27 protein-coding genes and 2 tRNA genes are annotated in these 23,757 nt (G+C 64.2%); 17 read left to right on the top strand and 12 right to left on the bottom strand.

Annotated elements, in window-relative coordinates; translation table 11 throughout:
• Positions 1 to 10 precede the first annotated feature (10 nt).
• Both ABT375_RS15990 and ABT375_RS15985 read left to right on the top strand, forming a co-directional pair.
• Positions 11 to 1,102 carry a DUF262 domain-containing protein gene (locus ABT375_RS15990; protein WP_416463296.1) on the top strand — a complete coding sequence of 364 codons (1,092 nt, stop codon included), beginning with the start codon at positions 11 to 13 and terminating at the stop codon, positions 1,100 to 1,102.
• 32 nt (positions 1,103 to 1,134) lie between these two features.
• Positions 1,135 to 1,803: an MAE_28990/MAE_18760 family HEPN-like nuclease gene (locus ABT375_RS15985; RefSeq protein ID WP_416463295.1), complete on the top strand. Its 669-nt coding sequence runs from the start codon at positions 1,135 to 1,137 to the stop codon at positions 1,801 to 1,803.
• Positions 1,804 to 1,980: 177 nt separating this feature from the next.
• Here the strand turns inward: ABT375_RS15985 and ABT375_RS15980 are convergent, their stop codons facing one another.
• The 4 genes from ABT375_RS15980 to ABT375_RS15965 form a co-directional block, all read right to left on the bottom strand.
• Positions 1,981 to 4,254, bottom strand: a complete 2,274-nt coding sequence (locus tag ABT375_RS15980; protein WP_416463294.1) for a glycoside hydrolase family 3 N-terminal domain-containing protein — start codon at positions 4,252 to 4,254, stop codon at positions 1,981 to 1,983.
• 109 nt (positions 4,255 to 4,363) lie between these two features.
• On the bottom strand, positions 4,364 to 4,684 hold the full coding sequence (locus tag ABT375_RS15975) for a DMT family transporter (RefSeq protein WP_261935524.1): 321 nt from the start codon (positions 4,682 to 4,684) through the stop codon (positions 4,364 to 4,366).
• Positions 4,685 to 4,784: 100 nt separating this feature from the next.
• Positions 4,785 to 4,860 (bottom strand) — tRNA-Lys (locus ABT375_RS15970).
• A gap of 52 nt (positions 4,861 to 4,912) precedes the next feature.
• Positions 4,913 to 4,999 (bottom strand) — tRNA-Tyr (locus ABT375_RS15965).
• A gap of 104 nt (positions 5,000 to 5,103) precedes the next feature.
• Between ABT375_RS15965 and rlmB the strand changes: the two genes are divergently transcribed.
• Positions 5,104 to 5,844 (top strand): 23S rRNA (guanosine(2251)-2'-O)-methyltransferase RlmB, encoded by a 741-nt coding sequence (rlmB, locus tag ABT375_RS15960; RefSeq protein ID WP_224550218.1) that lies wholly within the window; start codon positions 5,104 to 5,106, stop codon positions 5,842 to 5,844.
• 25 nt (positions 5,845 to 5,869) lie between these two features.
• Complete coding sequence (locus ABT375_RS15955) at positions 5,870 to 6,622, top strand: hypothetical protein (RefSeq protein ID WP_416463293.1); 753 nt, start codon at positions 5,870 to 5,872, stop codon at positions 6,620 to 6,622.
• A 145-nt stretch (positions 6,623 to 6,767) separates the two neighbouring features.
• On the opposite strand, the gene ABT375_RS15950 is transcribed toward ABT375_RS15955, so the two are convergent.
• Entirely contained in the window at positions 6,768 to 7,085 is a 318-nt protein-coding gene (locus tag ABT375_RS15950; protein WP_066605787.1) for a 2Fe-2S iron-sulfur cluster-binding protein, read from the bottom strand.
• 76 nt (positions 7,086 to 7,161) lie between these two features.
• Here ABT375_RS15950 and ABT375_RS15945 point away from each other — a divergent pair, with 76 nt between their 5' ends.
• The 3 genes from ABT375_RS15945 (at position 7,162) to ABT375_RS15935 (ending at position 8,530) form a co-directional block, all read left to right on the top strand.
• Positions 7,162 to 7,779 (top strand): DNA-3-methyladenine glycosylase family protein, encoded by a 618-nt coding sequence (locus tag ABT375_RS15945; protein ID WP_416463292.1) that lies wholly within the window; start codon positions 7,162 to 7,164, stop codon positions 7,777 to 7,779.
• A gap of 1 nt (position 7,780) precedes the next feature.
• The gene (locus ABT375_RS15940; protein WP_416463291.1) at positions 7,781 to 7,999 is read left to right on the top strand and encodes a DUF2188 domain-containing protein; all 219 of its coding nucleotides are present in this window, start codon (positions 7,781 to 7,783) and stop codon (positions 7,997 to 7,999) included.
• A 96-nt stretch (positions 8,000 to 8,095) separates the two neighbouring features.
• The gene (locus ABT375_RS15935; RefSeq protein WP_224550214.1) at positions 8,096 to 8,530 is read left to right on the top strand and encodes a response regulator; all 435 of its coding nucleotides are present in this window, start codon (positions 8,096 to 8,098) and stop codon (positions 8,528 to 8,530) included.
• On the opposite strand, the gene ABT375_RS15930 is transcribed toward ABT375_RS15935, so the two are convergent.
• The gene (locus tag ABT375_RS15930; RefSeq protein WP_416463290.1) at positions 8,478 to 10,004 is read right to left on the bottom strand and encodes a PAS domain-containing protein; all 1,527 of its coding nucleotides are present in this window, start codon (positions 10,002 to 10,004) and stop codon (positions 8,478 to 8,480) included. The two genes, ABT375_RS15935 and ABT375_RS15930, sit on opposite strands and share 53 nt — an antisense overlap.
• Complete coding sequence (murA, locus tag ABT375_RS15925) at positions 9,997 to 11,280, bottom strand: UDP-N-acetylglucosamine 1-carboxyvinyltransferase (RefSeq protein ID WP_224550212.1); 1,284 nt, start codon at positions 11,278 to 11,280, stop codon at positions 9,997 to 9,999. The genes ABT375_RS15930 and murA overlap by 8 nt, the downstream gene beginning before the upstream one ends.
• Before the next feature lie 210 nt (positions 11,281 to 11,490).
• On the opposite strand from murA, the gene ABT375_RS15920 reads away from it, so the two are divergent.
• Positions 11,491 to 12,222, top strand: coding sequence for a Crp/Fnr family transcriptional regulator (locus tag ABT375_RS15920; RefSeq protein WP_261935528.1), 732 nt, complete (start codon positions 11,491 to 11,493; stop codon positions 12,220 to 12,222).
• A gap of 1 nt (position 12,223) precedes the next feature.
• On the opposite strand, the gene ABT375_RS15915 is transcribed toward ABT375_RS15920, so the two are convergent.
• Positions 12,224 to 12,493 carry a hypothetical protein gene (locus tag ABT375_RS15915; protein WP_416463289.1) on the bottom strand — a complete coding sequence of 90 codons (270 nt, stop codon included), beginning with the start codon at positions 12,491 to 12,493 and terminating at the stop codon, positions 12,224 to 12,226.
• Complete coding sequence (locus ABT375_RS15910) at positions 12,490 to 13,056, bottom strand: HNH endonuclease (protein WP_416463288.1); 567 nt, start codon at positions 13,054 to 13,056, stop codon at positions 12,490 to 12,492. Before ABT375_RS15910 ends, ABT375_RS15915 begins: the two co-directional genes overlap by 4 nt.
• Positions 13,057 to 13,151: 95 nt before the next feature.
• Between ABT375_RS15910 and gluQRS the strand changes: the two genes are divergently transcribed.
• From gluQRS to egtD, 6 genes are all read left to right on the top strand, one after another.
• Complete coding sequence (gene gluQRS / locus ABT375_RS15905) at positions 13,152 to 14,066, top strand: tRNA glutamyl-Q(34) synthetase GluQRS (protein WP_416463287.1); 915 nt, start codon at positions 13,152 to 13,154, stop codon at positions 14,064 to 14,066.
• Positions 14,067 to 14,076: 10 nt separating this feature from the next.
• Positions 14,077 to 14,310 carry a twin transmembrane helix small protein gene (locus ABT375_RS15900; protein WP_224550207.1) on the top strand — a complete coding sequence of 78 codons (234 nt, stop codon included), beginning with the start codon at positions 14,077 to 14,079 and terminating at the stop codon, positions 14,308 to 14,310.
• A gap of 124 nt (positions 14,311 to 14,434) precedes the next feature.
• Positions 14,435 to 15,004 (top strand): cob(I)yrinic acid a,c-diamide adenosyltransferase, encoded by a 570-nt coding sequence (locus ABT375_RS15895; protein WP_261935531.1) that lies wholly within the window; start codon positions 14,435 to 14,437, stop codon positions 15,002 to 15,004.
• Between the two features lie 154 nt (positions 15,005 to 15,158).
• Entirely contained in the window at positions 15,159 to 16,013 is an 855-nt protein-coding gene (locus ABT375_RS15890) for a GGDEF domain-containing protein (protein WP_416463286.1), read from the top strand.
• 90 nt (positions 16,014 to 16,103) lie between these two features.
• Positions 16,104 to 17,372 (top strand): ergothioneine biosynthesis protein EgtB, encoded by a 1,269-nt coding sequence (gene egtB, locus ABT375_RS15885; protein ID WP_416463285.1) that lies wholly within the window; start codon positions 16,104 to 16,106, stop codon positions 17,370 to 17,372.
• Between the two features lie 5 nt (positions 17,373 to 17,377).
• Complete coding sequence (gene egtD / locus ABT375_RS15880; RefSeq protein WP_261935534.1) at positions 17,378 to 18,337, top strand: L-histidine N(alpha)-methyltransferase; 960 nt, start codon at positions 17,378 to 17,380, stop codon at positions 18,335 to 18,337.
• A gap of 366 nt (positions 18,338 to 18,703) precedes the next feature.
• On the opposite strand, the gene ABT375_RS15875 is transcribed toward egtD, so the two are convergent.
• Positions 18,704 to 19,534 (bottom strand): cold-shock protein, encoded by an 831-nt coding sequence (locus tag ABT375_RS15875; protein ID WP_416463284.1) that lies wholly within the window; start codon positions 19,532 to 19,534, stop codon positions 18,704 to 18,706.
• 281 nt (positions 19,535 to 19,815) lie between these two features.
• Here ABT375_RS15875 and ABT375_RS15870 point away from each other — a divergent pair, with 281 nt between their 5' ends.
• From ABT375_RS15870 to ABT375_RS15860, 3 genes are read left to right on the top strand one after another with little or no spacing between them, the layout of a single operon-like run.
• Positions 19,816 to 20,433 carry a ribonuclease D gene (locus ABT375_RS15870; RefSeq protein ID WP_416463283.1) on the top strand — a complete coding sequence of 206 codons (618 nt, stop codon included), beginning with the start codon at positions 19,816 to 19,818 and terminating at the stop codon, positions 20,431 to 20,433.
• A 21-nt stretch (positions 20,434 to 20,454) separates the two neighbouring features.
• Complete coding sequence (locus ABT375_RS15865) at positions 20,455 to 21,102, top strand: LPS export ABC transporter periplasmic protein LptC (protein WP_224550202.1); 648 nt, start codon at positions 20,455 to 20,457, stop codon at positions 21,100 to 21,102.
• Positions 21,102 to 21,665: an LptA/OstA family protein gene (locus ABT375_RS15860; protein WP_224550201.1), complete on the top strand. Its 564-nt coding sequence runs from the start codon at positions 21,102 to 21,104 to the stop codon at positions 21,663 to 21,665. The genes ABT375_RS15865 and ABT375_RS15860 overlap by 1 nt, the downstream gene beginning before the upstream one ends.
• A gap of 168 nt (positions 21,666 to 21,833) precedes the next feature.
• Here ABT375_RS15860 and ABT375_RS15855 read toward each other — a convergent pair whose 3' ends face one another.
• A complete protein-coding gene (locus tag ABT375_RS15855) occupies positions 21,834 to 22,541 on the bottom strand; it encodes an HAD family hydrolase (RefSeq protein ID WP_261935535.1) in 708 nt (235 codons plus the stop codon).
• Between the two features lie 84 nt (positions 22,542 to 22,625).
• On the bottom strand, positions 22,626 to 23,699 hold the full coding sequence (locus tag ABT375_RS15850; protein ID WP_416463282.1) for a DUF1176 domain-containing protein: 1,074 nt from the start codon (positions 23,697 to 23,699) through the stop codon (positions 22,626 to 22,628).
• Between the last annotated feature and the right edge of the window lie 58 nt (positions 23,700 to 23,757).

The raw sequence follows: 23,757 nt of genomic DNA, 5'->3' as shown, positions 1-23,757 counted from the left end.
TGATTACCATATGGACGATCAGAATAACATCTATGAAGACGAGCAGGACGCGGAAGCCGTTGACCCTTCAGCAACGCCGCTGAGAGATCGAAAAGTAGTAACTCAACCCTACGATCTGGCAATCGATGCGATCGTGTCGCAGGTCAAGTCAAACATTCTATTCCTCCGCCCGCTAAGTGACAGGCCTAAATTTCAGCGCCAATATGTATGGGCTGACACGCTTGCCTCGAAATTGGTTGAGTCAGTTCTTTTAAATGTCCCGATCCCGCCATGCTATCTTTCCGAAAATGACGAAAATGAACTTGACGTTATAGATGGGCAGCAACGGATTTTTTCACTTTATCGATTTGTCGAAAATCAATTTTTTCTTCGTGACCTCGAAGCTCTTCCAGAATTTAACGGTAAAAGATTTTTTGAAATTCCAAGCAAAGAGCAGAGGCGTATTCGTACGCATACTCTGAGATGCGTGGTGGTTACCAATGAATCCCATCCTGAGATCAAATTCGATGTGTTTGAGCGACTCAATACCAGTACTATGCCCCTCAATGCTCAAGAATTGAGAAATTGCGTCTCACGAGGATCTTTGAACAATCTTTTAGCGGAACTTTCTTTTGATAGCCGATGGCTGGCTATTCGTGGGCGCAAGTTACCAGATAAGAGACTAGCCGATGAGGAAATCATTCTCCGATATTTTTCGTTTGAGCTACAAGGGATTGATAAATATCGAACCCCACTCAAGCATTGGTTGAATGACACCGCAAGGCTAGGTAGGCGGTTTAACGACTCTGATATTGAGGCTCTTAAACTAAAGTGGTCAAATGCGCTAAAAGTATCACTCACTTGGTTCGAAGAAAAGGGATGCTTCAGACGCCCTGGAGGCAGAGCAATCAATCGAGCACTCTTCGATCTGATTATGCATACTGCTACGAAAACAGATACTGAGACGGCTTCCGAGCTAAAAGAAGATTTTCTGAAGAAATTTAACCGAATGCTATCTAACGACGAATTTCTTGATCTCATTAGCCGATCAGTTGATCACAAAAAGAGAACTGAACGACGTTTTGAGATCTGGAATGAAGAAATGGATGAGATTGGCCTTTAATGCCGCGTTATACGCCTATTTACGGCGCATTCGTGGCACGCCTTGATGAAGTATCACTACTTCGTTCTAAGGCAGCAACTTTAGCAAGAACAAAATATGCGATGCGACACGGGGCTGAAATTAGCGCCCTATGTCGCGCTTCGGTCGTACTGCTGTCGAGCCACATTGAAGCATATATCAAAGAATTAGGCGAGCACACGCTTGATGCTATTTTCGACAATAAAGTGTGTAGGAGCAAGATCGCTCCGCTATTTTTCTATCACATATCTAAAGAACGCATCGAAAACATTAGAAGTGGATCTGATCCAGAAAAAATTTCTGGAAATATGCGTATTTTTGTCGAAACAGACTCTCTTATGTGGAAATCAACAGGGGAATTTCCTGCTCAGATTTCGGCTACAGATTTTAACAAGGGCTTCTCTAATCCTAAGTTCGAAAAGGCTAAGTCCTATTTTAGCAGATTCGGTTATGTGAACTATCGCCGCGATTTTCTCATAGCGCTTGGAAGAAATGGGCAATCAACAATTAACAATATTGATCAAATTGTTGATACCAGAAATTCCATTGCCCATGGCGATCCTAACGCCACAAAAACGCCTGCAGAAATTTCGGATATGATACAGACTGCTCGAACCTTTTGCAGAACAACTGATTCAATTTTTGCAAAATGGTGTAGCGGCAATTTATGCAACATCAGGTAGAAGAATGACCTTACCTCGTAGGCACAAGGGGTAGCGAAAAAAGTTAGCTATCGGGACTACTGCGATTGTCTGGTGATGCCTTGTCATGCTGCTATCCCGACAGCCACGTCCCTCTTCCAAAAGAGTCACATGCCTCGTTTGAAGCTAAAGGTATGCGCTTTAGGCACGCGCCCTGCCTTACCCCTTCGCCGGTCCCTGCGCATAAAGCGTAAACTCGCCCTTCAATCCGCCCACGCTCGATTGCCCGACCCACAGGTCGAACGCGCCGGGTTCGGCGATGCGCTGGCTTCGGGCGCCGACGAACTCCAGATCGACGCGGGACAGCGAGAAGCGGACGGTCTTGCTTTCGCCCGGACCCAGCGTCACGCGGGCCATGCGCTTTAGCTCGCGGATCGGGCGGGTGCGGCTGGCGACGCGGTCGCGGGTGTAGAGCTGGACCACCTCGCTGCCCTTGCGGTCGCCCTTGTTGGTGATGCGGGCGGTCACTTCGATCGCGGCGTCCCAGCGCAGCGCGCTGTCGGACAGTTTCAACTGGTCCAGCACGAAGTCGGTATAGGTCAGGCCGTGGCCGAAAGGGAAACGGGCGCTATTGTCGGTGGTGGCGTAGCGGGCCTTATATTCGCTACTGCCATTGCCCAGCACCGGGCGGCCGGTCGATTTGCGGTCGTAATAGAAAGGCTCCTGCCCGCTTTCCCAGGGGAAGCTGACGGGCAGCTTGCCCGAGGGATCGACCTTCCCCAGCAGGATGTCGGCGATGGCGTGGCCCGCCTCGCTCCCCAGGAACCAGGTGGCGAGGATCGCCTGCGCATTGGCGACGCCATCGTGCAGGGCGAGCGCGCGGCCGTGGCGTAGCAGGATGACGACCGGCTTGCCGGTGGCGGCGACCGCGTCGGCCAGCGCCTGCTGCGCGGGCGGGATTTCGATGACGGTGCGGGACTGGGCTTCGCCGGACATGGCTTGCGATTCGCCGATGGCGAGCAGGACGATGTCCGCCGCCCTGGCCGCCGCCACCGCCTGGGCGATGCCGCCATCAATCGGGCCGCTGATGTCGCTGCCGCGCGTGATGGTGAGTTTCGTCGGGTCGGGGAGCGCGGCGCGCAGGCCCGTGGCGATGTCGACGCCCTTGTCCGGGTCACCATAAAAGGCCCAGGGACCGTAGAGATTGGCGGTGTCCTGCGCGAAGGGGCCGATGAGGGCGATGACCTGCCTCTTGGCCGGGTCGATCGGCAGGACGCCTTCATTCTTGAGCAGCACGACCGAGCGGGTGGCGGCTTCGCGGGACAGGGCGCGGTGGGCGGGGGTGAAGATGCGGGTCTTTTCCGCTTCCTCGTTCAGCGATCTGTACGGGTTGTCGAACAGGCCGATGGCGGCCTTTACATAGAGGATGCGGCGCACGGCGACGTCGATCGTGCCCATCGGCACCGCGCCGCTCTTCACCAGATCGGGCAGGTAGCGGATGTAGAGGCCGCTCTGCATCGACATGTCGACCCCGGCGAGAACGGCGAGGCGGGCGGCGTCGCGGTCATCCTCCGCAAAGCCGTGGGCGACCAGTTCCTCGTCGGCGGTGTAATCGGAAAAGACGAAGCCGCGAAACTGCATCTCGCCGCGCAATATGTCGGTGAGCAGTTCGCTGTCGGCGGTGGCGGGGACGCCGTTGATCTCGTTGAAGGCGGCCATGGTGGTGAGCGCGCCGGCCGCGAACGCCTTGCCAAAGGGGGGCAGATGGGTTTCGCGCAGCGTTTCCTCGCTGATGTCGACATTGCCATATTCCAGGCCCGCGGCGACCGCGCCATAGGCGGCGAAATGTTTGGGGCAAGCGAGCAGCGCGTCGTCGCGGCGCAGGTCGCGGCCCTGAAAGCCGCGGACGCGGGCGGCGGACAGCAGGCCGGTGAGGGTCACATCCTCCCCTGCCCCCTCCACCACGCGGCCCCAGCGCTGATCGCGGGCGACATCGACCATGGGGGCGAAAGTGAGGTGGAGGCCAGCGGCGGTGGCTTCGATCGCCTGGGCGCGGGCGGTGCGCTCGCACAAAGCGGGGTCGAAGCTGGACGCTTCGGCGAGGGGGACCGGGAAGATGGTCTTGAGGCCGTGGATGACGTCGCCCGCGAAGAGCAAGGGGATGCCGAGGCGGCTGTCCTTGACCGCGATCTCCTGCGCGCGGCGGCCGCCTGCAACGCCGATGCCGTTGAAGAGGCAGCCGACGCGGCCCCGGCGGATTTCCTGCGCCAGGCGCTTTTCATCCTGGATGCCGACCTGCGGATTGGGCGGGTTGAAGGGGCGGAAGCTGTCGGCGAGGCAGGTCATCTGGCCCGCCTTTTCCTCCAGCGTCATCTTGGCGATCAGGGCGTCGACACGCTCGACATCGCCCTGCGCCAGCGCGCGGCGGGGCAAGCCGATGGCAAGGACGCCGCCAAGGGTGCGGATAAGCAGGTCGCGGCGATCAAGAGTCATGTTGGGAGGGCGTAACCGGGCAAGGATGAATGAAACTTGTCCAGCGAACGCGACGGCGCGATTTTTGTTGCGCTGCGGCAATGGTCCTTGCGATGTGCCGTGCGCGCGGTCAGGCCGAGGCGAAGAGCTTCGTCCCCACAACGCCCACCACGATCATCGCCATGAAGGCGATCTGCGCCGGATTGACCCGGTCGCCGAAGAAGAGGACGCCGCCGATGATGACGCCCACCGCGCCAAGGCCCGTCCAGACCGCATAGGCGGTGCCTGCGGGAATGCCCTTCATCGCCAGCGCGAGCAGGCCCATGTTGAGGAAGCTGAGCGCGATCGGCACGGCGGATGCTTGCCAGCTTCCAAGGGTCGCGGCCCATTTCAGGCTCAAGGCCCAGCAGATTTCGGTGAATATGGCAATGCCGAGGATGAGCCACGCCATGGGCGCTGTCCCTTCGTCTTTCAACGGGCTCGAACGAGAGGCGCGCAAGCCGGAAACCCGAAAAGAGGCGGCGCGCCTGGGGGCCTGTCGGGACAGGCTATGGTGGACGCACTTGGGCTCGAACCAAGGACCCGCTGATTAAGAGTCAGCTGCTCTACCAACTGAGCTATGCGTCCACACCGGCCTGTTTCCGGTCCGTAAAAGACCGCCTGCATCGGCCCGATGCAGTGGTGGACAGGGCTGGATTCGAACCAGCGTACGGGAAACCCGGGCAGATTTACAGTCTGCTGCCTTTAACCACTCGGCCACCTGTCCAGTGCCCTGCGCGACAAGAAATTTGCGTTCCCGCCGCGCTGGAGGCGGCTCAATGGCGAAAGGAGACTTGCCTGTCAATGGGGTGATGTGAAAAGAGCGCAATCATGAAAAAGCCGCATCGCTCCACCAAGCCCAAGGGCACCTTCCCCCGCTTCTACGGTCGCCACGCCGTCATAGCGGCGCTCGCCAACCCCAACCGCATCGTGCGCAAGATATGGGGCACGCGCGAAGCGCTGGGCGCCCTCGACCTGCCGCCGGTGCTGCCGATCGTCTATTCCGACGTCGCCGACATGGGCCGCATGGTCCCGTCCGACGCGCCGCATCAGGGCATCGTCGCCGAAGTCGAGCCGCTGGACGATGTCTGGCTGGGCGAAGTACTGGAGGAAGGACAGGACGACAGGCGGCCGATCCTGGTGCTGGACCAGGTGACGGACCCGCATAATGTGGGCGCGATCCTGCGCTCCGCCGCCGCTTTCGATGCGCTGTGCATCGTCACGCAGGACCGGCACGCCCCGCCCGAATCGGGCGTACTGGCGCGCGCGGCGTCGGGCGCGCTGGAAAATATACCCTGGGTGCGGGTGGTGAACCTGGCCCGCGCGCTCGAAGAGATTGCCGAAGCGGGCTATTGGCGCATCGGGCTGGACGGCGACGCCGACACCACATTGGGCGAGGCGATCGGCGAATCGCGTGTCGCTTTGGTGCTGGGAGCCGAGGGCGAAGGGCTGCGCCACAATACGATCGCCCATTGCGACATCATCGCCAAGCTGCCGATCAGCCCGCGGATGGAGAGCCTGAACGTGTCCAACGCCGCGGCCATCGCGCTATACGCTGCGACGGTGCGCTGACCCGCCTGTCAGGAAGGAGAATGCCATGAACCGCTTGTATCGCACCCTGGGGGCGCTGGCGGGGCTGCTGGCGCTCTCCGCCTGCCTGGTGACGCCGGGCACGTTCGAATCGACCCTGGACATCCGCGCCGATCGCAGCTTCGCCTTCGCCTATAAGGGGGAGATATTGGCGTCGGACATGGGCAAGAGCGGCATGACAGGCGGCGTACCGTCCACCAGCGATGACACGGACGGCGAGGCCGAGGCCGCGCCGACCCTGTTGCAGATCGCGGCGCGCGACGAGGATTTCAGCGACGCCGTCGCGGATAGTGCGGACAAGGGCGACGAAGCGCAGATGCAGGCGATCGCCGCCGCTCTGACCAGGGAAAAGGGGTTTCGGTCGGCCCGCTACATGGGCAACCGCAAGTTCGAGATCGACTATGCGATTACGGGCAAGCTGACCCACGCCTTCCTCTTCCCCTTCAACATCGACGCCCAGATCGTGCTGCCCTTCGTCGCGGTGGAACTGCGCGGCGACGACCGGGTGCGCGTCAAGGCGCCTGGCTTCGCCAACGGGTTCGACAAGAGCCAGGGACCGGCCGGCCTGGGCAGCGGTGGCGCGGGAGACGAGGCGGCCAAGGCGCTGAATGGCAGATTCACCCTGACCACCGACGCGGAGATCGTCAGCCAGAATCAGGAGGAGGGCGCGGAAACCACGCCCCAGGGCAAGCGGATCATCTGGACGATATCGCCGCTGACCAGCGACGCGCCGGCGGCCACGCTGCGGGTGAAGAATTAGGGCATCTACCGTCGTTCGCTTCGAGCGTGTCGAGAAGCGGCTAGCAAAGCGCTTCCTGTTTAGCTTCGCCGAACTCGGCTCTGCCTCGTTTCTCGACTTCGCTCGAAACGAACGGCGGTAGGTATATCGGCGCCTATGCGCCTATTCAGTCTTCCGGCGCGATGGTGACGCGCAGGCCGTCGAGCGAATCGCTCAGCATGACCTGGCAGGACAGGCGGCTGGTCTCGTTGCGGTGATCGGAGCTGTCGAGCAGGTCGTTTTCATCCTCGCTCATGGCCGGCAGCGCGTCGGCGAAGGCCGGATCGACATAGACATGGCAGGTCGCGCAGGAGCAGCAACCGCCGCACAGCGCCAGCAATTCATCAAAACCGTTGTCGCGGATGATTTCCATCACCGACAGGCCATTGTCGCCATCGACAGCCTGTTCTTCACCTGCACGGTTGACCACGATCAATTTCGGCATCTATCCAATCCCCTCGAATTTTCTTCGCCGCTCTGACCCACAGACGCCGGGAAATCAAGGGCTGGACAGCAGAGTTATGGTTACGAGTGCAGAACAGTTACGCACCAGCCTGGACGCCATCGCCGCGCTGGAGCCCGGCTTTGGCGCAGCGATCGGCCGGGTGGGCTATCCCGCGCCGCGGGTGCGGGCGCCGGGCTATGAAACGCTGTTGCGGACGATCGTGGGCCAGCAGGTCAGCGTGGCGGCCGCAGCGGCGGTGTGGCGCAAGCTGGAAGCGGAGCTGGGCGAAGGCTGCGCGCCCGACGCCCTGCTGGCGCGGGACTATAACGCCTTGCGTGCCTGCGGCCTGTCCCGCCAGAAGCAGGGCTATGCCCGCAGCCTGGCCGAACTGATCCTGTCGGGCGCTCTGGACCTGGGTGCCCTGCCGGCCGACGACGAGGAGGCGATCGCGCAGCTCGTCCGGATCAAGGGCATCGGCCGCTGGTCGGCGGAAATCTATCTGCTGTTCGCGGAGGGGCGTCCCGACATCTGGCCCGCTGGCGACCTGGCGGTGCAGATCGAGATCGGCCGCATCCTGGGCCTGCCCGAACGGCCGAGCGAAAAACTGACCCGCGACGTCGCCGAAGCCTGGCGTCCGCATCGCGGCGCCGCCGCGATCATGGCCTGGCACCATTATAACACCGAGGTACTCTGACATGGCCCTGCCCCACGCCCGCTACATCGTCCTTCAGCATGAGGGCGTCTGGAAGATCAATCTGGACAATAAATATTATGGTCCCTTCCCTACCCAGGCGCTGGCGGTGGACAGCGCCACCGGCACCGCGCGCCAGGCGAGCGAAGCGGGCTATCCCGCGTCGGTGTTGCTGATGCAGGAAACCCAGTTCGAAACGCTGTGGACCAGCGTTGCGGACTGACCTGTCCTTTGGGGCAATCTGGTCGGTTTTTTGCACCGCAGCGGAACCAAGAGACGGGCAAGGACTTTATTTGCATCAAGTTTAACGAGTTAGGCAATGCGCAAGAAGGTTCTGATAGTCGAGGACGAGATTTTCGTCGCTTTGGAGATTGAGCAGATCGTCGAAGATGCCGGATTCCAGGTCGGCGCGATCGCCGCCGATCGCGAAGGCGCGCTTGCTTGCGCGCAAGATTGCGACATCGCCCTTGTCGACCTGAACCTGCGGGATGGCCCGACCGGGCCGGATATCGGCATCGAGCTGGCCACCCGTCACGGCATTCGCGTCATCTATGTCACCGCCAACCCGACCCAAATCGGCGCAGCGTCGGTCGCGGCGCTGGGCGTCATCACCAAGCCGTTCCGCGCGCACAGCATCTCCGCTACGCTGCGGCTGGCTGCGGCGGAGCAGCCCGACCTGACAGCAGCAGAAATTGCCGGTTTTACGCCGTTCCCGCCGTCCGGCTCATGGAACGCGATGGAATCCAGAGGCTGATGCGCAGGCCGTGCGGCCGCCAGTCTCTTTCTATTCGCCCACCCAGTTGCCGTTCGACGCTCAGCGTCATCAGCCGGTTGCCGAAGCCGTCGGCGCCGCCAGGCACGACCACAGGACCATGTTCTTCCTGCCAGTCGATGTGGATGTCTTCGCCCTCGACCCTTATGTGCAGATCGATCCGGCCCTCGGCCACCGACAGCGCGCCATATTTGGCTGCGTTGGTCGCCAATTCGTGGAACAGCAGCGCGAGCGGCGTCGCGGACCGATCGTCGATCGCCGGATCGTCGCCCGACAACAGGATGCGCGATCCCGCTTCGTTGCCATAGGGCGCGAAAATCTGGTCGAGCAAGCCCCACAGACTGGCTTGCCCGCCGCCAACCTGCGGCGCGGATTCGGCGCTGTGCGGCCGCACGAAATCATGGGCACGGCCCAGCGCCAATATCCGATCGCGCAGGTCGTCGGCCACGTCCGCAATCGCCGGATGCTGCCGCGCCGACAGGCCGATCAGGCCAGCGATCACCGAAAAGATGTTCTTGATCCGGTGCGACAGCTCGTGCGCGATCATCTCGCGCTCTTCCATCATCAGCTTCTGTTCGTGAATTTCGGTGCATGTGCCGATCCAGCGCACGATCGCGCCGTCGCCATCGCGGATCGGCAGCGCCCGGCCGAGCGTCCAGCGATAGTCGCCGCCATGGTGGCGCAGCCGATATTCGATCTCATAGGGTTCGCCGGTCGTCAGGCTATGACGCCAGCGCGTCCAGGCCCGATCCTGATCGTCGGGATGGAACATGCCGTTCCACGCCTCGCCATCGGTCGATCCGGTCGGCACGCCGGTATATTCGTACCAGCGGGCGTTATAATAGTCATGATAGCCGTCCGCCAGCGTCGACCAGACCATCTGCGGCATGGTGTCGGCCAGCGAGCGAAACAGGCGATCGCTTTCGGCGACGGCGGCGGCGTCCATGCGCTGGCGCAGGATCGTGTCGCGGTCGCGGCGGCGCCCTTCCAGTTCCACCATCACCTGCCGGGCGAGCAGGGTCAGACCCTGCCGCTGCAACGGGGTCAGGTCGGGGCGCGGGACCGTGTCGATGACGCACAGTGCGCCCAGCGGCGCGCCATCCGCGCTCACCAGCGGCGCACCGGCGTAGAAGCGAATATGCGGCGCGCCGGTGACCAGCGCATTGTCGGCGAAGCGGGGATCGCGGGTCGCGTCCGGGACGAGGAAAATCTCCTCCCGCAGCATCGCCAGGGCGCAGAAGGAGACGTCGCGCGGCGTTTCTTCGGCATCCAGGCCGACGCGGGACAGGAAGCGCTGCCGCACATCCTCGACGATGCTGACCAGGGCGATCGGCACATCGCACAATTGCGCGGCGAAACCGGTAATTTCGTCCAGATTACGGAATCCGCCGGCATCCAGGTCGTAGAGCGACAGCAAGGTCGCCCGATCGGTCGCCAGCCCGCACCCCTCAGCCATCGCTGACCCGCTCGATATCGGCGCCGACGGCCGAGAGTTTTTCTTCCAGCCGCTCATAGCCGCGATCGAGATGATAGACGCGCTGGACCTGGGTTTCGCCTTCGGCGGCGAGGCCCGCGAGGATCAGGCTCATCGAGGCGCGCAGGTCGGTCGCCATCACCGGCGCGCCTACCAGCCTGTCGACGCCGCGCACTACGGCGGTACGGCCGTTGACGGCGATGTCCGCCCCCATGCGCGCCAGTTCGGGCACATGCATGTAGCGATTTTCGAAGATGGTTTCGGTCAGCACCGACGCGCCGTCCGCCTTGGTCAGCATCGCCATGAACTGCGCCTGCATGTCGGTCGGAAAGGCCGGGAAGGGCGCGGTCGACAGGGTCAGGGGCTTGAGCTTGCCATCCGAGGCAATGCGGATGCCGTCCTTGTGCGGATCGACCTGCACGCCCGCGTCGCGCAGCGCGGCGAGGATGGCGTGCATGTCGTCGGCATTGGCGCCGACCAGGTCGACCGATCCGCCGGTTATGGCGGCGGCGCAGGCATAGCTGCCCGCCTCGATCCGGTCGGGCATGACGCTGTAGGTCGCGCCGTGCAGCCGCTCGCGCCCGTGGATGACCAGCTTGTCGGTGCCGATGCCTTCAATATCCGCGCCCATGGCGACGAGCAGGTTGCACAGGTCGACGATCTCCGGTTCGCGCGCGGCGTTTTCGAGGATGCAGGTGCCCTTGGCCAGCGACGCCGCCATCACCGCATTTTCGGTGGCGCCGACCGACACCACCGGGAAAGTGTAGATGCCGCCCGGCAGGCCGCCGTCGGGTACGCTGGCGCGGACATAGCCGGCCGTGGTTTCCAGCGTCGCGCCGAACGCCTCCAGCGCCTTCAAGTGCAGGTCGATCGGGCGGTTGCCGATGGCGCAGCCGCCGGGCAGCGATACCCGCGCCTCGCCCACGCGGGCGAGCAGCGGGCCGAGCACCAGGATCGACGCGCGCATCTTGCGCACGATATCATAGGGCGCCTCGGTCGAGGTGACGCGGCCGGCGCGCATCGTCAGGACGCGGCCGAAATCCTCCGGCCGGGCGCCCTCGATCATGGTCGATACGCCCAGTTGGTTCAGCAGATGGCCGAAACTGTCGACGTCAGCGAGGCGCGGCAGGTTGCGCAGCGTCACAGGTTCGTCGGTCAGCAACGCGCAGGGCAGCAGCGTCAGGGCGGCGTTCTTCGCGCCGGAGATGGGAAGGCGGCCATTGAGCGCGTTGCCGCCGCGGATGTGAATGCGGTCCATTGGACAGGGTTCATAGCGTCTATTGCGCCCCGTGCAAGGCGGCTCGACCGCCATTCGTCATGGTTAACCCGGTGGCACGGCGAACATATGCAACATAATTGCAAAGCGGGCGGCAACCTTGATCGAGTTTAGTGCGCGTCCTGAAAATGCAGCCAAAAGGCGCATGGGGCGTTTTGCCATCGTAACGACAATTGGAAAAAGGTGTATTGGGTGGCAACGAGCTGTTTCGCGGAAAGGCTGGCAAAACAGGTGCCCCTGTCCGACGCGGAAAAGAAGGCATTGGCTCGGCTCGAGGAAAATCCGCGCAAGATCAAGCGCGGCGGGATGATCCAGCGGGTCAATGACACGGTAACGGAACTGTTCGTGCTGAGAGAAGGCCGGGTGATGAGCTTCGTCATCCTGCCCGATGGCAGCCGCCAGATTTTGCGCGTCTATTTCCCCGGCGATTTCATTGGATCGGCCAGCACCATCTACAGCAAGGCGCCCGAATCGCTGGTCGCCCTGTCGGACGTGATCGTCTGCCCGTTCGACAAACATGCGCTGCGCCGGCTGCTGGAGGAATATCCCCGCGTCGCGGCGCTGCTGTTCCTGTTGTCCAATGCGGAGCGGGTGGCGATGACCGACCGGCTGGCCGCGCTGGGCCGGACATCGGCCAAGGCGCGCGTCGCGTCCTTCCTGCTCGACATGTTCGACCGGCTGCGCGTCACCGACGACAGCATCGTCGACAGTTTCGACCTGAAGCTGACGCAGGAGGAAATCGGCGATTCGATCGGGCTGACATCGGTCCATGTCAACCGGATGATCCGGCAGATGGAGCAGGAAGGCCTTATCAGCCGCTCCAACGGACGCATCATCCTCAACGACATGGCGCGGCTGGAGGAGATCGGCCATTATACCAACCGGCTCAAGGATATAGACCTGGACTGGTTGCCGGTATCCTGACCTAATGCACGGCCTTCGGTTCCGGCGCAAAACATGTTTGGCAGCGACGCCAGCAGGTGACGCCGGGCATGACCAGCGCCGGGGCCAGGCCGCGTTCGGGATAGAGGCCGCGCATGATGGCTGGCGCTATCCCCTCCGGCGCGGCGCGGCTGTGGCACATCAGGCAGTTGCGGACATATTTGGCGCGGGTCAGGCCCGAATGATCGACTTGGGCCAGCGCGCCGCCCGGCAGGACGAGCAGCAGCGCCGCCAAGGCCACATGGCGCCTCACGCCAGCAGCTCGACATCCCAATAGAGCCAGTCGTGCCAGCTTTCGTGCAGATAGCCGGGCGGGAAGGCGCGGCCATGTTCCTGCAAATGCCAGCTGGTCGGGCGGATCGGCTCGACGTGCAGGCGCATCCCCGCTTCCTTGGGCGTGCGCCCGCCCTTTTTGAGGTTGCAGGGCGAACAGGCGGTCGCGACATTTTCCCAGGTGGTACGCCCGCCGGCGCGGCGCGGGACGACATGGTCGAAGGTCAGGTCGCTGGTCGTGCCGCAATATTGGCAGGAGAATTTGTCGCGCAGGAACAGGTTGAACCGGGTGAAGGCGGGATGTTCGGACGGACGCACATATTGTTTGAGCGCGATCACCGACGGGATCTTCATATCCAGGCTGGGGCTGTGCACCTGCCGCTCATAGCTGGCGATGATGTCCACCCGGTCCAGAAACACCGCCTTGATCGCGGTCTGCCAGGGCCAGAGGCTCAGTGGATAATAGCTGAGCGGCGTGTAATCTGCGTTGAGCACAAGCGCCGGGCAGTTTTCCGGATGCCGTATAAGGTCGGGATGGTACATAGAAACGCTTCTACCCCCTTGCCGACGCCGCTGATCCACCAACAACGTGACACGAGCATGACAGCATTAACGAATATCACTCGTCAAGAGCCTGTATGACACTATCCGTCACACCACTGCATATGGTGACCCGCTTCGCTCCCAGCCCCACTGGGCTGCTGCATGTCGGCCATGGCTGGTCCGCCCTGATGGGACATGACATGGCCCGCGCGGCCGGTGGCGCCTTCCGCCTGCGGATCGAGGATATCGACGGCACCCGGAGTCGGCCCGACCATGTCGCGGGCATCATCGCCGACCTGACATGGCTGGGCGTCGCGTGGGACGGCGATATCATCTTCCAGTCGCAGCGGCTGGACGCCTATGAAGCGGCGCTGGAGCGGCTGCGCGCACAAGGGCTGCTCTACCCCTGCTTCTGCACGCGGGCCGACATCCAGGCCAGCATGGCCGCGCCCCACGGACCGGAGGGGCCGGCCTATCCGGGAACGTGCCGGGGCCTGGGCGATGCGGAACGCGCACGGCGGATCGCCGCGGGCGAAGCCCATGCCTGGCGGATCGACATGGGCAAGGCGGTGGCGCGGGCCGGCACGCTGGAGTGGGAAGACCATCCCAGTCCGGTTCGGACCAACCCTGCCGCGGGGCGAGCGGGGTTGGTCAAGGCCGCGCCCCTCGCCCATGGCGACGTCGTGCTGGCGCGCAAGGATGCGCCGGCCAGCTATCATCTGTCCTGCACGCTGGACGATGCCGCGATGGGCGTGACCCATGTGCTGCGCGGCGACGACCTGCGCGGCGCGACCGACGTCCACCGGCTGCTCCAGGCGCTGCTCGACCTGCCCAGCCCCGCCTATGTCCACCATCCGCTGCTGGCAGGCCCGGACGGCAGGCGCCTCGCCAAGCGCAGCGGGTCGATCGCGCTGGCGCAATTGCGAGCGCAGGGCGTGGACCCCGCTGCGCTGGCCGCCGACCTGCGCGCGGGACGCTTTCCGGTTGGAATCGGACTGGCGAGCGCCTAGACTGCCGCCCATGAACACCATCCTCGTCATCGCCCTGATCCTTGCCATGATCGCCACGCTGGTCGCGCTGATCCGGGGCATCATCGCCTTCCTCCAGACCACGAAGGAGGAACTGAACCTGCCCGAAGGCGCGGTTCGGCCGTCCAGCCTGAAGCAGAACAAGATGATGATGAACCGCATCCTGTTCCAGGCCGCGGCGATCATCATCGTCGCGATCCTGCTGATCGCCAAGGGGCATGGCTGAGGCCCGCAACTTGCCCTGTCGTCACTCCGTTCGTGCTGAGTAGCCATTTCGACAAGCGCAATGGCTACTCAGCACGAACGGGTGCTTCAGATTCATTCGGTTGCCAAAGGGCGTGCCTACAGAGATGGTCAAGCTGAACAAGATCTACACCCGGACCGGGGACAATGGGACGACAGGTCTGGTCGATGGATCGCGTCTGCCCAAGCACGCGCCGCGGATGCAGGCCGTGGGCGATGTCGATGAAGCGAACAGCGCGATCGGGCTGGCCGTCGTCGCCTTGGGCGAGCGGCCCGAAGCCGCCTGGCTGACCGTCATCCAGAACGACCTGTTCGACCTGGGCGCCGACCTGGCGACGCCGGTTCCAGAAGGCGCGGACGAACCCTGGGCGTTGCGCATCATTCCCAGTCAGGTGACCCGGCTGGAGCAGCAGATCGATACGATGAACGCCGATCTCGCCCCGCTCGACAGCTTCATCCTGCCGGGCGGTTCTCCCGCTGCGGCGGCCGTCCACCTCGCCCGCGCGATCACCCGCCGGGCCGAGCGCAGCGCAACCGCCGCGGCCGTGGAGGTGGCGCTTAACAGCCAGGCGCTGGCCTATCTCAACCGGCTGTCGGACCTGCTGTTCGTGCTGGCGCGCCGCCTGAACGACAATGGCGCGGCCGACGTCAAATGGGTGCCGGGCGCGTCGCGCTGAAACGCGCCGCCCCGGTGCAGCAACCGACTGGAAACGCAGCCTGACTCGCCTGCTGCACGGCCTGCCCGGTAGCGCAGGATTAACCTTGTTTCTTCAGGCGGCATTTAGATGCCACCCGGACGGTGCGCTCCATTCGCATCAGTCGGGGATCGCCATGCATTTCTACCTCGCCACCTCCTTCATCTTTCCGCGCTCGCTGCGCCTGCGCCTCTTCACCCTCTGCTTCATCGCGACCCATATGCCGTTGCTGGCCTATCTGGGCTGGGGCTTCGCCAGCGGCCGCATCGCGCTCGCCGAGTTCGTCCTGCTGACGATGGCCACGGTCATCGGCACCGGCATAGCCCTTCTGGGCATCGGCGCACTGCTCAATCCGATCCATGCGCTGGCCGAAACGCTGCATCGCGGCGAGGACGTCGCCCCTGCGCTGCCGGACGTCGGCGACGTCATCCATACCCTTTATGCCGGGGTGCAACGCGTCGCCAGCGCCACGCGCGAGCGGCTGGATGACCTGCATCAGGCCGCGCATGAAGACCCGCTGACCGGCATCGCCAACCGGCGCGGATTCCTGGCCCATATCGACGCGCTGCCGGATCACCGGCGCAAGGGCTGTATCGCGATCATCGACATCGACTATTTCAAGCGGGTCAACGACCTGCTGGGCCATGAGGAGGGCGACCGGGTGCTGGCCAGTTTCGCGACCCGCCTGTCCGCACTGGTCCGCCGCGTCGATATGGTCGCCCGCTGGGGCGGGGAGGAATTCGCCATCTTCTTCCAGGATTGCATCGAGGACGAGGCAAGCTGGTCGCTGGCGCGGATCGCCAGCCGGATGCGCAGCGAACCGATCGGCCGCGTGCAGGACCGGCCGATCAGCTTTTCCGCCGGCGTGTGCCGCTGGACCGGCGGCGAACTCGATGCGGCGCTGCGCCGCGCCGACGATGCGCTGTACGAAGCCAAGCAGTCGGGCCGCGACCGCGTATGCCGTGCCGCGCCGATCCTGCAGGAGCTTTGATCCTGCCCTAAAGGACACGGGCCGGAACCGCCCGCCGCCTTATGCGCTTGTCCCTTCAAGAGAGCGGTGCAACCGTATCGGAGGGCAGGCATGGCGAAAAGCTGGACGGACGCGCATCAGGACGACCTGGAAGAGCGCTATCGCGCCGTCCGCGCCCTCACCGAAGCCCTGGCCGCCCCGCTTTCGGACGCCGACGCCACGGTCCAGTCCATGCCTGACGCATCGCCCGCCAAATGGCATCTGGCGCATGTGACCTGGTTCTTCGAAACCTTCGTCCTGCGCGACCATGTGGCGGGATACCGCCCCTTCGATCCGCGCTACGCCTTCCTCTTCAACAGCTATTATGAGGCTGAGGGCGCGCGCCATGCCCGGCCGATGCGGGGGATGCTGACCCGCCCCTCGCTGACCGAGGTTCGGGCCTATCGCGCCCATGTCGATGCGGCGCTGACGGGCGCGCTGGGCATGTTGCCGCAACCCGCGCGGGCGCTCGTGACGCTGGGATTGCAGCATGAACAACAGCATCAGGAACTGTTGCTGACCGACCTGCTCCATCTCTTCTCGCTCAATCCGCTGGAGCCGGCGCTGTTCGGCGCGCCCAGCGCTGCGCCCGTCGCCCTGCCCGGCCCGCTCCACTGGATCGAGGGGCGCGAGGGGCTGGTCGAGATCGGAGAGGACGGGCGCGGCGGTTTCGCCTTCGATTGCGAGGGCCCCCGGCACAAGGCATTGCTGCATCCGCACGCGCTGGCGCACCGGCCGATCAGCAATGGCGAATGGATCGCCTTCATCGAAGATGGCGGCTATCGCACCGCGGCGCACTGGCTGTCGGACGGCTGGGCCTGGGTGCAGAATGAAGGCGTGGACGCACCGCTCTACTGGAAGCCAAGCGAGCAGGGCTGGACCCGTTTCGGCCTTGACGGCCGCCAGCCGGTGAACCCCGCCGCGCCGGTCACCCATATCAGCCTGTACGAAGCCGACGCCTATGCCAGTTGGGCGGGCGCGCGATTGCCCACCGAAGCGGAATGGGAAAGCGCGGCGCAGAATGTCGCGGCGGTCAGCGGCAACCAGCTCGACGGCCCCGACAGTCCCCGGCCGCGCCCGGCCGAGGACGGGTCCGCGCTGACGCAGATGTTCGGCGATGTGTGGGAATGGACCGGCAGCGCCTATCGCCCCCATCCCGGCTTTCGCGCGGCGCCGGGCGCCGTCGGCGAATATAATGGCAAGTTCATGTCCGGCCAGTTCGTGCTGAAGGGTGGCAGTTGCGCCACCCCGCGCGGCCATGCGCGGAGCAGCTACCGCAATTTCTTTTACCCCCATCAACGCTGGCAGTTCACCGGACTGCGGCTGGCCAAGGATCTGTAAGCGCCATGTTGCTGACCGAGGACGCCCCCAACATCGCCCGGTCGATCGACCCGGCCTTCCGTCATGATATCGTTACGGGCCTGTCGCGCAGCCCCAAGGCGACGCCGCCGACATGGTTCTACGACCGGCGCGGGTCGGAACTGTTCGAAGCGATCACCGACCTGCCCGAATATTATCCCACCCGCACCGAAACCGCCCTGCTCGCCCGTCATGGCGTGGACTTCGCCGCGGCGGTCGGCAAAGGGCGCGCGGTGGTGGAGTTCGGCGCGGGCAGCGCGCGCAAGACGCCGCATCTGCTGCGCGCCATCGCGCCCGCCGCCTATGTGCCGATCGACATTAGCGGGGATTTCCTGCACGCGAGCAGCGCGGCGCTGGCGGCGGCCTTTCCCGGCCTGCCGGTGCTGCCGGTGGTGGGTGACTTCAACCGGCCGCTGGCCCTGCCCGGTGCGATCGAGGATTTGCCGCGGCTGGGCTTCTTCCCCGGATCCACGATCGGCAATATGGAGCCGGATGCGGCGGTCGACCTGCTGCGGGCGATGCGCCGGCTGCTGGGCGATGGGGCCAAGCTGCTGATCGGCATGGATCGGATCAAGGATCGCGACCGGCTGATCGCCGCCTATGACGATGCGCAGGGCGTGACAGCGGCCTTCAACCTCAATCTGGTCGAGCGCATCAATCGCGAGTTGGAGGGCGACCTGCCGATCGAGAGCTTCGTCCATCGCGCGATCTGGAACGACGACAAGGCGCGGATCGAAATGCATCTGGAGGCGCTGCGGTCGCTGCATTTCCACGTCGCGGGTCAATGTTTCCACATGGACGCGGGCGAGACGATCCACACCGAGAGCAGCCACAAATATGGCGCGCGCGACGAACGGCTGCTGCTGCGGGCCGGCGGATGGGAACCGGCCGCGGAATGGATCGACGATGAAGGGCTGTTCGCGCTGGTGCTGGCGGACGCGGGTTAGGGCGTTGCGGTAGGGCCGGGAATGGGCTGGACGCGTGACATGGTTACGCGAGGCTGATTGTATGCAAAAGAGCATTTTCGGCCATTACGCAAGCAAGCATAATGCCTGCGTAATGGCCGCACGGGGCGGCATCGTTACCCAATTAGAGCATCGTACAGAAAAGTGGGAACCGGTTTTCCGCCAAAGACGATGCGAAAGCAGAAAACGAAAGCGTGCGACTTGTGTCCGGTTAAACGCAGCCCGCTCCACGCCAGATCACACCGACAGCGCGATCCGCGCCGCGATTCCCCAAAGCAAAAGGGGCCGCCCTCGCGAGCGACCCCTTCCCTATCCTCTCCCCGGTAACAGGGATGGTCAGCCTCGGCCTTATTCGGCCTTCGACTGGAGATTCACCGCCGCATATTTGCCGCGACGATCGACTTCCAGTTCGAAGTCGAGACGGTCGCCCTCGTTCAGGGCGGCCATGCCGGCGCGTTCGACGGCGCTGATATGGACGAAGGCGTCGGGCTGGCCATCATCGCGCTGAATGAAGCCGAAGCCCTTCATCGCGTTGAAGAACTTCACCGTACCGCTGGAGCGCTCGCCGGTCAGCTGACGCTGCGGGCCGCCACGATCGGGCGCGCCACCGAAACCACCGGCGCGCGGTTCGCGCGCTTCACGCGGCGGACCGCGATCGGTGACGGGGAGCGGTTCGCCGTCGATCACCAGATCGGTCGCCGACACCTTGCCGCCACGATCGACCAGGGTGAAGCCGAGCGGCTGTCCTTCGGCCAGACCGGTCAGGCCGGCCTGCTCGACGGCGCTGATGTGCACGAACACGTCTTCGCCGCCATCGTCACGAACGATGAAGCCGAAGCCCTTCTGTCCGTTGAAGAATTTTACGATGCCCTTGCCTTCGCCGACGACCTGGGCAGGCATGCCGCGACCACCGCCGCCGCCACCGCCGAAACCACCGCCGCCGCCGCCGAAGCCGCCGCCACTGCGACCACCGCCAAAGCCGCCGCCGCGATCACCGCCGCCAAAACCTCCACGATCACCGCCGAAGCCGCCGCCACCGCCGCCAAAGCGATCGCCGCCACCGAAGCCGCCGCCGAAGCCACCGCCGCCGCGGCCGCCCTGATCGTAGAAATTGTCGTCGCCGAAACCGTCGCGCTTGTCCTTGCCGCGCCCGCCGCGGCGACCTCTATCAAAACTCATGCCCTGTTAGTCACTTTCGCTTCGCCCCAAGACCAATCGGACAAACACATGTCGGGCGAATGACATGCAGAATCCACCGCAGACGCGGATTTGGGAATCACTATATCAACTTTTCTCGGCCGCGCGAATGATTTTCACTGCCGCGGTCCCGTTCCGTTCCAATTGGCCGAAATCGCCTTTCCTGTCCGTCATTCGCCGCGCAAAAGCCGTGTTTCGTCGCGAAGATTTCTCCCGACAAAGCCTTGATTGCGGTTGGCCCTGTTTCGCCATAAGGGGAGGACATGACCGTTCATTTCCATGAAGAAGATCTGCCCGCCGGCGTGCTCGCCCCCGGCCCGATCGCCATCGATACCGAAACCATGGGGCTGATCACCCCGCGCGACCGCCTGTGCGTGGTCCAGATCAGCGATGGCAAGGGCGACGAGCATCTCGTCCGCTTCAAGCCCGGCAGCGATTATGCCGCGCCCAATCTGAAGGCGGTGCTGGCCGATCCCGAGCGGCTGAAACTTTATCATTTCGGCCGGTTCGACCTGGCCGCGATCAAACATTATCTGGGCGTGGTCGCCGCGCCCGTCTATTGCACCAAAATCGCCTCGCGCCTGATCCGCACCTATACCGACCGGCACGGCCTGAAGGAACTGGTCCGTGAGCTGCTGGGCCAGGACATCAGCAAGCAACAGCAGTCGAGCGACTGGGGCGGCCCCGTCCTGTCCGACGCGCAGAAGGATTATGCCGCGTCCGACGTGCGCTATCTCCATGCGCTCAAGGCCGAGCTGGACAAGCGGCTGATCCGTGAAGGGCGGATGGAACTGGCCCAGGCCTGTTTCGATTTCCTGCCCCATCGCGCCGAGCTCGACCTGGTGGGATGGCCGGAGATCGACATCTTCGCGCATATGTAACGCAGCCTGAAAGGTCCAACCATGTCCGTCCAGGCCGATCAACAACGCGACGTCCGCCGCCATTGGGCGCAGCCGGGCGGCAGCCATGATCGGCTGGTCGCGCTGCTCAAAAACTGGCTGCCGGTCGCGGTCGGCGTGCTGGCCGCGCTGCTGGCGACCGCGCCCTTCACCGGCGGCGACAAAGTCAGCTTCGTCCTCGACAAGAACAAGGTCGAGGTGGCGAAGGACCGGATGCGCCTGACCGAGGCGCTGTATCGCGGCGAGGACAGCAAGGGCCAGCCCTTCTCCCTGCGCGCCGGGTCGGCGGTGCAGAAAAGCTCGCGCGAGCCGATCGTGGACCTCAACAGCATGTCGGCCCGCATCCTGTTGTCGGACGGCCCCGCCGTGCTGACCGCGCAGAAGGGGCGATACGACATGGACACCGAACGGGTCGGTATCGAAGGGCCGGTGCAGTTCGAGGCGGCGGGCGGATACCGCCTGACCACGCGCGACGTCGGCATCGACCTCAAGACCCGGCGGATGAAGAGCGCGGGCCGGGTAGACGGCCGCATTCCGATCGGCACCTTCAGCGGCGACCATCTGGAAGCGGACATGGCCGCGCGCACGGTGACATTGAATGGCCGGGCAAGCTTGCGTATCGAGCAAAATGGCCTCAAAGGGCGAAACTGATGAAACGCACCCTGATCCTGCTCTCGACCGGCTTTGTGGGCGCCGCCGCGATGATGTTCGCCGGCGCCAGCGCCCCGTCCTTCGCGCAGGTGTTCAAGAATCACGACAGCAACGCGCCGGTCAATTTCAACGCCGACCGGATCGAGGTGCAGGACCGCGCCGATCGCGTCGTCGTGTCGGGCAATGTCGTGGTGACGCAGGCGGGCATGACGCTGAACGCCGCCCGCATGACCGTCGCCTACAGCAAGCAGCCGAGCGGCGGGACGAATGGCGTGGACATCGACCGGATCGACGCATCGGGCAATGTCGTCGTGACCAAGGCGGACCAGACCGCACGCGGCAATGTCGCCATCTACGACCTCAACAGCAAGCTCATCACCATGTTGGGCAATGTCACGCTGACGCAGGGGGCGAACAAGCTGACCGGCGGGCGGCTGGTGATGGACCTCAACAGCGGCCGCTCCACTGTCGATGGCCGTTCGTCGGGCGGCGTGCCGGGCGCCGCGACCAGCCCCAGCGGGCGCGTGTCGGGCACCTTCACGGTGCCGCAGCGGAAGAACTGACCAGCAGGACGACTCGCTGACGGCTGGGTCGGGAAGCAAGCTTCCCGGTCACGCACGACCGTCATCCAAGCGAAGGCCGGGATCACGCTTCTTCTAGCGAACCGCTAGGAAGAAAAGAAAGATGCCGGCCTCCGCTGGCATGACATTGCGGACAGCGAACAGCCCCCCCTATTCCGTCGCCAGCAACAGGTCGCGCAGGTCGGTGAGGCTCGGCAATATCTGCGCGCAGGCGAGCGTCAGTTCCTCGGTCGGCGGCAGCAGGTCGGGCACCATCACCGTCGCGATTCCCGCTGCCGTAGCAGAGCGGACGCCGGCATGGCTGTCCTCCACCGCAACGCAATGCGCCGGATCGACGCCCAGCAGGCGCGCCGCCAGCAGATAGGGCTGCGGATGCGGCTTGGGCTGATCAACATCGCTGCGCGTCACGACAACGTCGAAATAATGCAGCAGGCCGCTCTTCTCCAGCCGCTGCTGCGCATAGGGCGCGGCGGTCGAGGTGGCGAGCGCCATGGGGATGCCCGCCTGCGCCAGATGGTCGAGCAGCAGCTGCGCGCCGGGGCGCAACGGGATGCCGGCCTCAACCGCTGCCTCGAACAAGGCGTCGCTGTCGGCATAAAAGCGGGCGAGCGGGAAGTCCGGTCCCAGATGGGCGGCCAGCATCCGCTCATTTTCGTCGCGATGGATGCCGACCATCGACAGCAGCAGGTCGTCCGCCATCGGCCAGCCGATCGCGTCACCCGTTTGCGCAAAGGCGCGGCGATGCGCCGCTTCGGTATCGAGCAGGGTGCCATCCATGTCGAAGATGACGGCCCGCACCGGGTTCGGCAGGGTGGATGCAATGAGCGATGGGGCGGATTGGCGCAGCGACTGGGTCATGGCGTCAATATGGCCGCGTCCTGTTCCAATACCATTGCAAAGCGCGGTGCGGCGGTTGCGGAATATATCATCCTGCCGACAGGATTATTCCGCCACCTGCGCGGACCATGTCCTGATCCAATGCCATGCGCCGCGGCATTCGCCCATGCTGGTTGCCTCGATCAGGCGGAAGCGGGTGCCGTCCCAGACATAGGCTTCGCTGCCGCCGCAATCGCCGATTCCGCGCCCCTTGGCGAAGCTGTCGAGCCGCAGCTTGTCGGCAGTCCAGCCGACATTGACCAGCATCGGCCGGGCTTCTTCCTCGCTCCAGCCCGGCTTCAGATCGAAACTGGCCAGGCGAAACGCGCGGCGGCCGGCATCGCCGGTGGCGATGACCGGGACCGAGGTGAAATTATAGGCGCCGCTGCCGCAGGGGACCAGGATCAGCGTTTCGGTGCGCGACAGGCGATAGAGTTGCGGCGGCTCCGCGCCCTTCATCTCGTCGGCGCAGCGGGTGAATTTACCCAGGGCGGTCAGTTCCTCCCGCCACAGCGCGGCGGGCGCGGTCGCAGCGGGCAAGGGCGCCCGTTTGATGACCGGCGCAGCGGGCGCAGCGCGCACCGCGAGCGGTCCGAGCGGGCCGGTGGCGACCAGCGCGGTGCTGGTCCCCGCCCGCCCCTGCCGCGCATCCATATAGCGCAGGGCCGCCCCGGACCCGGCCAGCGACGGCTTGCCCAGCGAGCGATTGCCCATGCGCAATTCCAGCACGCTGCCGCGCGCCATGGCGATGGCGAGCGCGGCGGCCTGCGGCCCTCTTATGGTGGCGTCGCCGTCACGGCTCATGGCGCTGGCGACACGGCGTCCGTCGACATGGATGCTGATCTCGCCCCCGCTATTGGTGTCGCGGCTGACCCAGACTTCGGCGGCGGCATCGGGTCCGGCTTCGCGCACGACGCCGACCATGACCGGACTATCCGGCCACGCGCCGCCGTCGGGCAATAGCGACACGGTTTCGCATCGGTTGCGATTGTCGCAGCCGATGGTCCAGTCCTTGTAGGTTTCCAGCGCGGCCGGCTTAGGCGGCAGCGGCCTTGCCTGCGTCGCAGGCGCCTGCGCGGACACGGTACCCGACCAGCCTAGGGCCGCCAGAGCGACCATGAAAAAATCTTTTGCCCCCATGGGTTAACCATAACCGATTTGCAGGGACGATGGTAGCGTTTCCGTTACGGAGCCGACC

Source organism: Sphingomonas sp. VDB2 (assembly GCF_047946695.1).
Lineage (GTDB): Bacteria > Pseudomonadota > Alphaproteobacteria > Sphingomonadales > Sphingomonadaceae > Sphingobium > Sphingobium bisphenolicum.
The sequence above is the reverse complement of the archived record's forward strand: the minus strand, read 5'-3'. Positions and strand labels throughout refer to the sequence as shown.

Bases quoted from the DNA above. Each gene is read 5' to 3' on its own strand.
- ABT375_RS15990 (WP_416463296.1), top strand. From the start codon at position 11: ATGGACGATCAGAATAACATCTATGAAGACGAGCAGGACGCGGAAGCC.
- ABT375_RS15980 (WP_416463294.1), bottom strand. From the start codon at position 4,254: ATGACTCTTGATCGCCGCGACCTGCTTATCCGCACCCTTGGCGGCGTC.
- ABT375_RS15975 (WP_261935524.1), bottom strand. From the start codon at position 4,684: ATGGCGTGGCTCATCCTCGGCATTGCCATATTCACCGAAATCTGCTGG.
- rlmB (WP_224550218.1), top strand. From the start codon at position 5,104: ATGAAAAAGCCGCATCGCTCCACCAAGCCCAAGGGCACCTTCCCCCGC.
- ABT375_RS15955 (WP_416463293.1), top strand. From the start codon at position 5,870: ATGAACCGCTTGTATCGCACCCTGGGGGCGCTGGCGGGGCTGCTGGCG.
- ABT375_RS15950 (WP_066605787.1), bottom strand. From the start codon at position 7,085: ATGCCGAAATTGATCGTGGTCAACCGTGCAGGTGAAGAACAGGCTGTC.
- ABT375_RS15945 (WP_416463292.1), top strand. From the start codon at position 7,162: ATGGTTACGAGTGCAGAACAGTTACGCACCAGCCTGGACGCCATCGCC.
- ABT375_RS15940 (WP_416463291.1), top strand. From the start codon at position 7,781: ATGGCCCTGCCCCACGCCCGCTACATCGTCCTTCAGCATGAGGGCGTC.
- ABT375_RS15935 (WP_224550214.1), top strand. From the start codon at position 8,096: ATGCGCAAGAAGGTTCTGATAGTCGAGGACGAGATTTTCGTCGCTTTG.
- ABT375_RS15930 (WP_416463290.1), bottom strand. From the start codon at position 10,004: ATGGCTGAGGGGTGCGGGCTGGCGACCGATCGGGCGACCTTGCTGTCG.
- murA (WP_224550212.1), bottom strand. From the start codon at position 11,280: ATGGACCGCATTCACATCCGCGGCGGCAACGCGCTCAATGGCCGCCTT.
- ABT375_RS15910 (WP_416463288.1), bottom strand. From the start codon at position 13,056: ATGTACCATCCCGACCTTATACGGCATCCGGAAAACTGCCCGGCGCTT.
- gluQRS (WP_416463287.1), top strand. From the start codon at position 13,152: ATGACACTATCCGTCACACCACTGCATATGGTGACCCGCTTCGCTCCC.
- ABT375_RS15900 (WP_224550207.1), top strand. From the start codon at position 14,077: ATGAACACCATCCTCGTCATCGCCCTGATCCTTGCCATGATCGCCACG.
- ABT375_RS15895 (WP_261935531.1), top strand. From the start codon at position 14,435: ATGGTCAAGCTGAACAAGATCTACACCCGGACCGGGGACAATGGGACG.
- ABT375_RS15890 (WP_416463286.1), top strand. From the start codon at position 15,159: ATGCATTTCTACCTCGCCACCTCCTTCATCTTTCCGCGCTCGCTGCGC.
- egtB (WP_416463285.1), top strand. From the start codon at position 16,104: ATGGCGAAAAGCTGGACGGACGCGCATCAGGACGACCTGGAAGAGCGC.
- egtD (WP_261935534.1), top strand. From the start codon at position 17,378: ATGTTGCTGACCGAGGACGCCCCCAACATCGCCCGGTCGATCGACCCG.
- ABT375_RS15875 (WP_416463284.1), bottom strand. From the start codon at position 19,534: ATGAGTTTTGATAGAGGTCGCCGCGGCGGGCGCGGCAAGGACAAGCGC.
- ABT375_RS15870 (WP_416463283.1), top strand. From the start codon at position 19,816: ATGACCGTTCATTTCCATGAAGAAGATCTGCCCGCCGGCGTGCTCGCC.
- ABT375_RS15865 (WP_224550202.1), top strand. From the start codon at position 20,455: ATGTCCGTCCAGGCCGATCAACAACGCGACGTCCGCCGCCATTGGGCG.
- ABT375_RS15860 (WP_224550201.1), top strand. From the start codon at position 21,102: ATGAAACGCACCCTGATCCTGCTCTCGACCGGCTTTGTGGGCGCCGCC.
- ABT375_RS15855 (WP_261935535.1), bottom strand. From the start codon at position 22,541: ATGACCCAGTCGCTGCGCCAATCCGCCCCATCGCTCATTGCATCCACC.
- ABT375_RS15850 (WP_416463282.1), bottom strand. From the start codon at position 23,699: ATGGGGGCAAAAGATTTTTTCATGGTCGCTCTGGCGGCCCTAGGCTGG.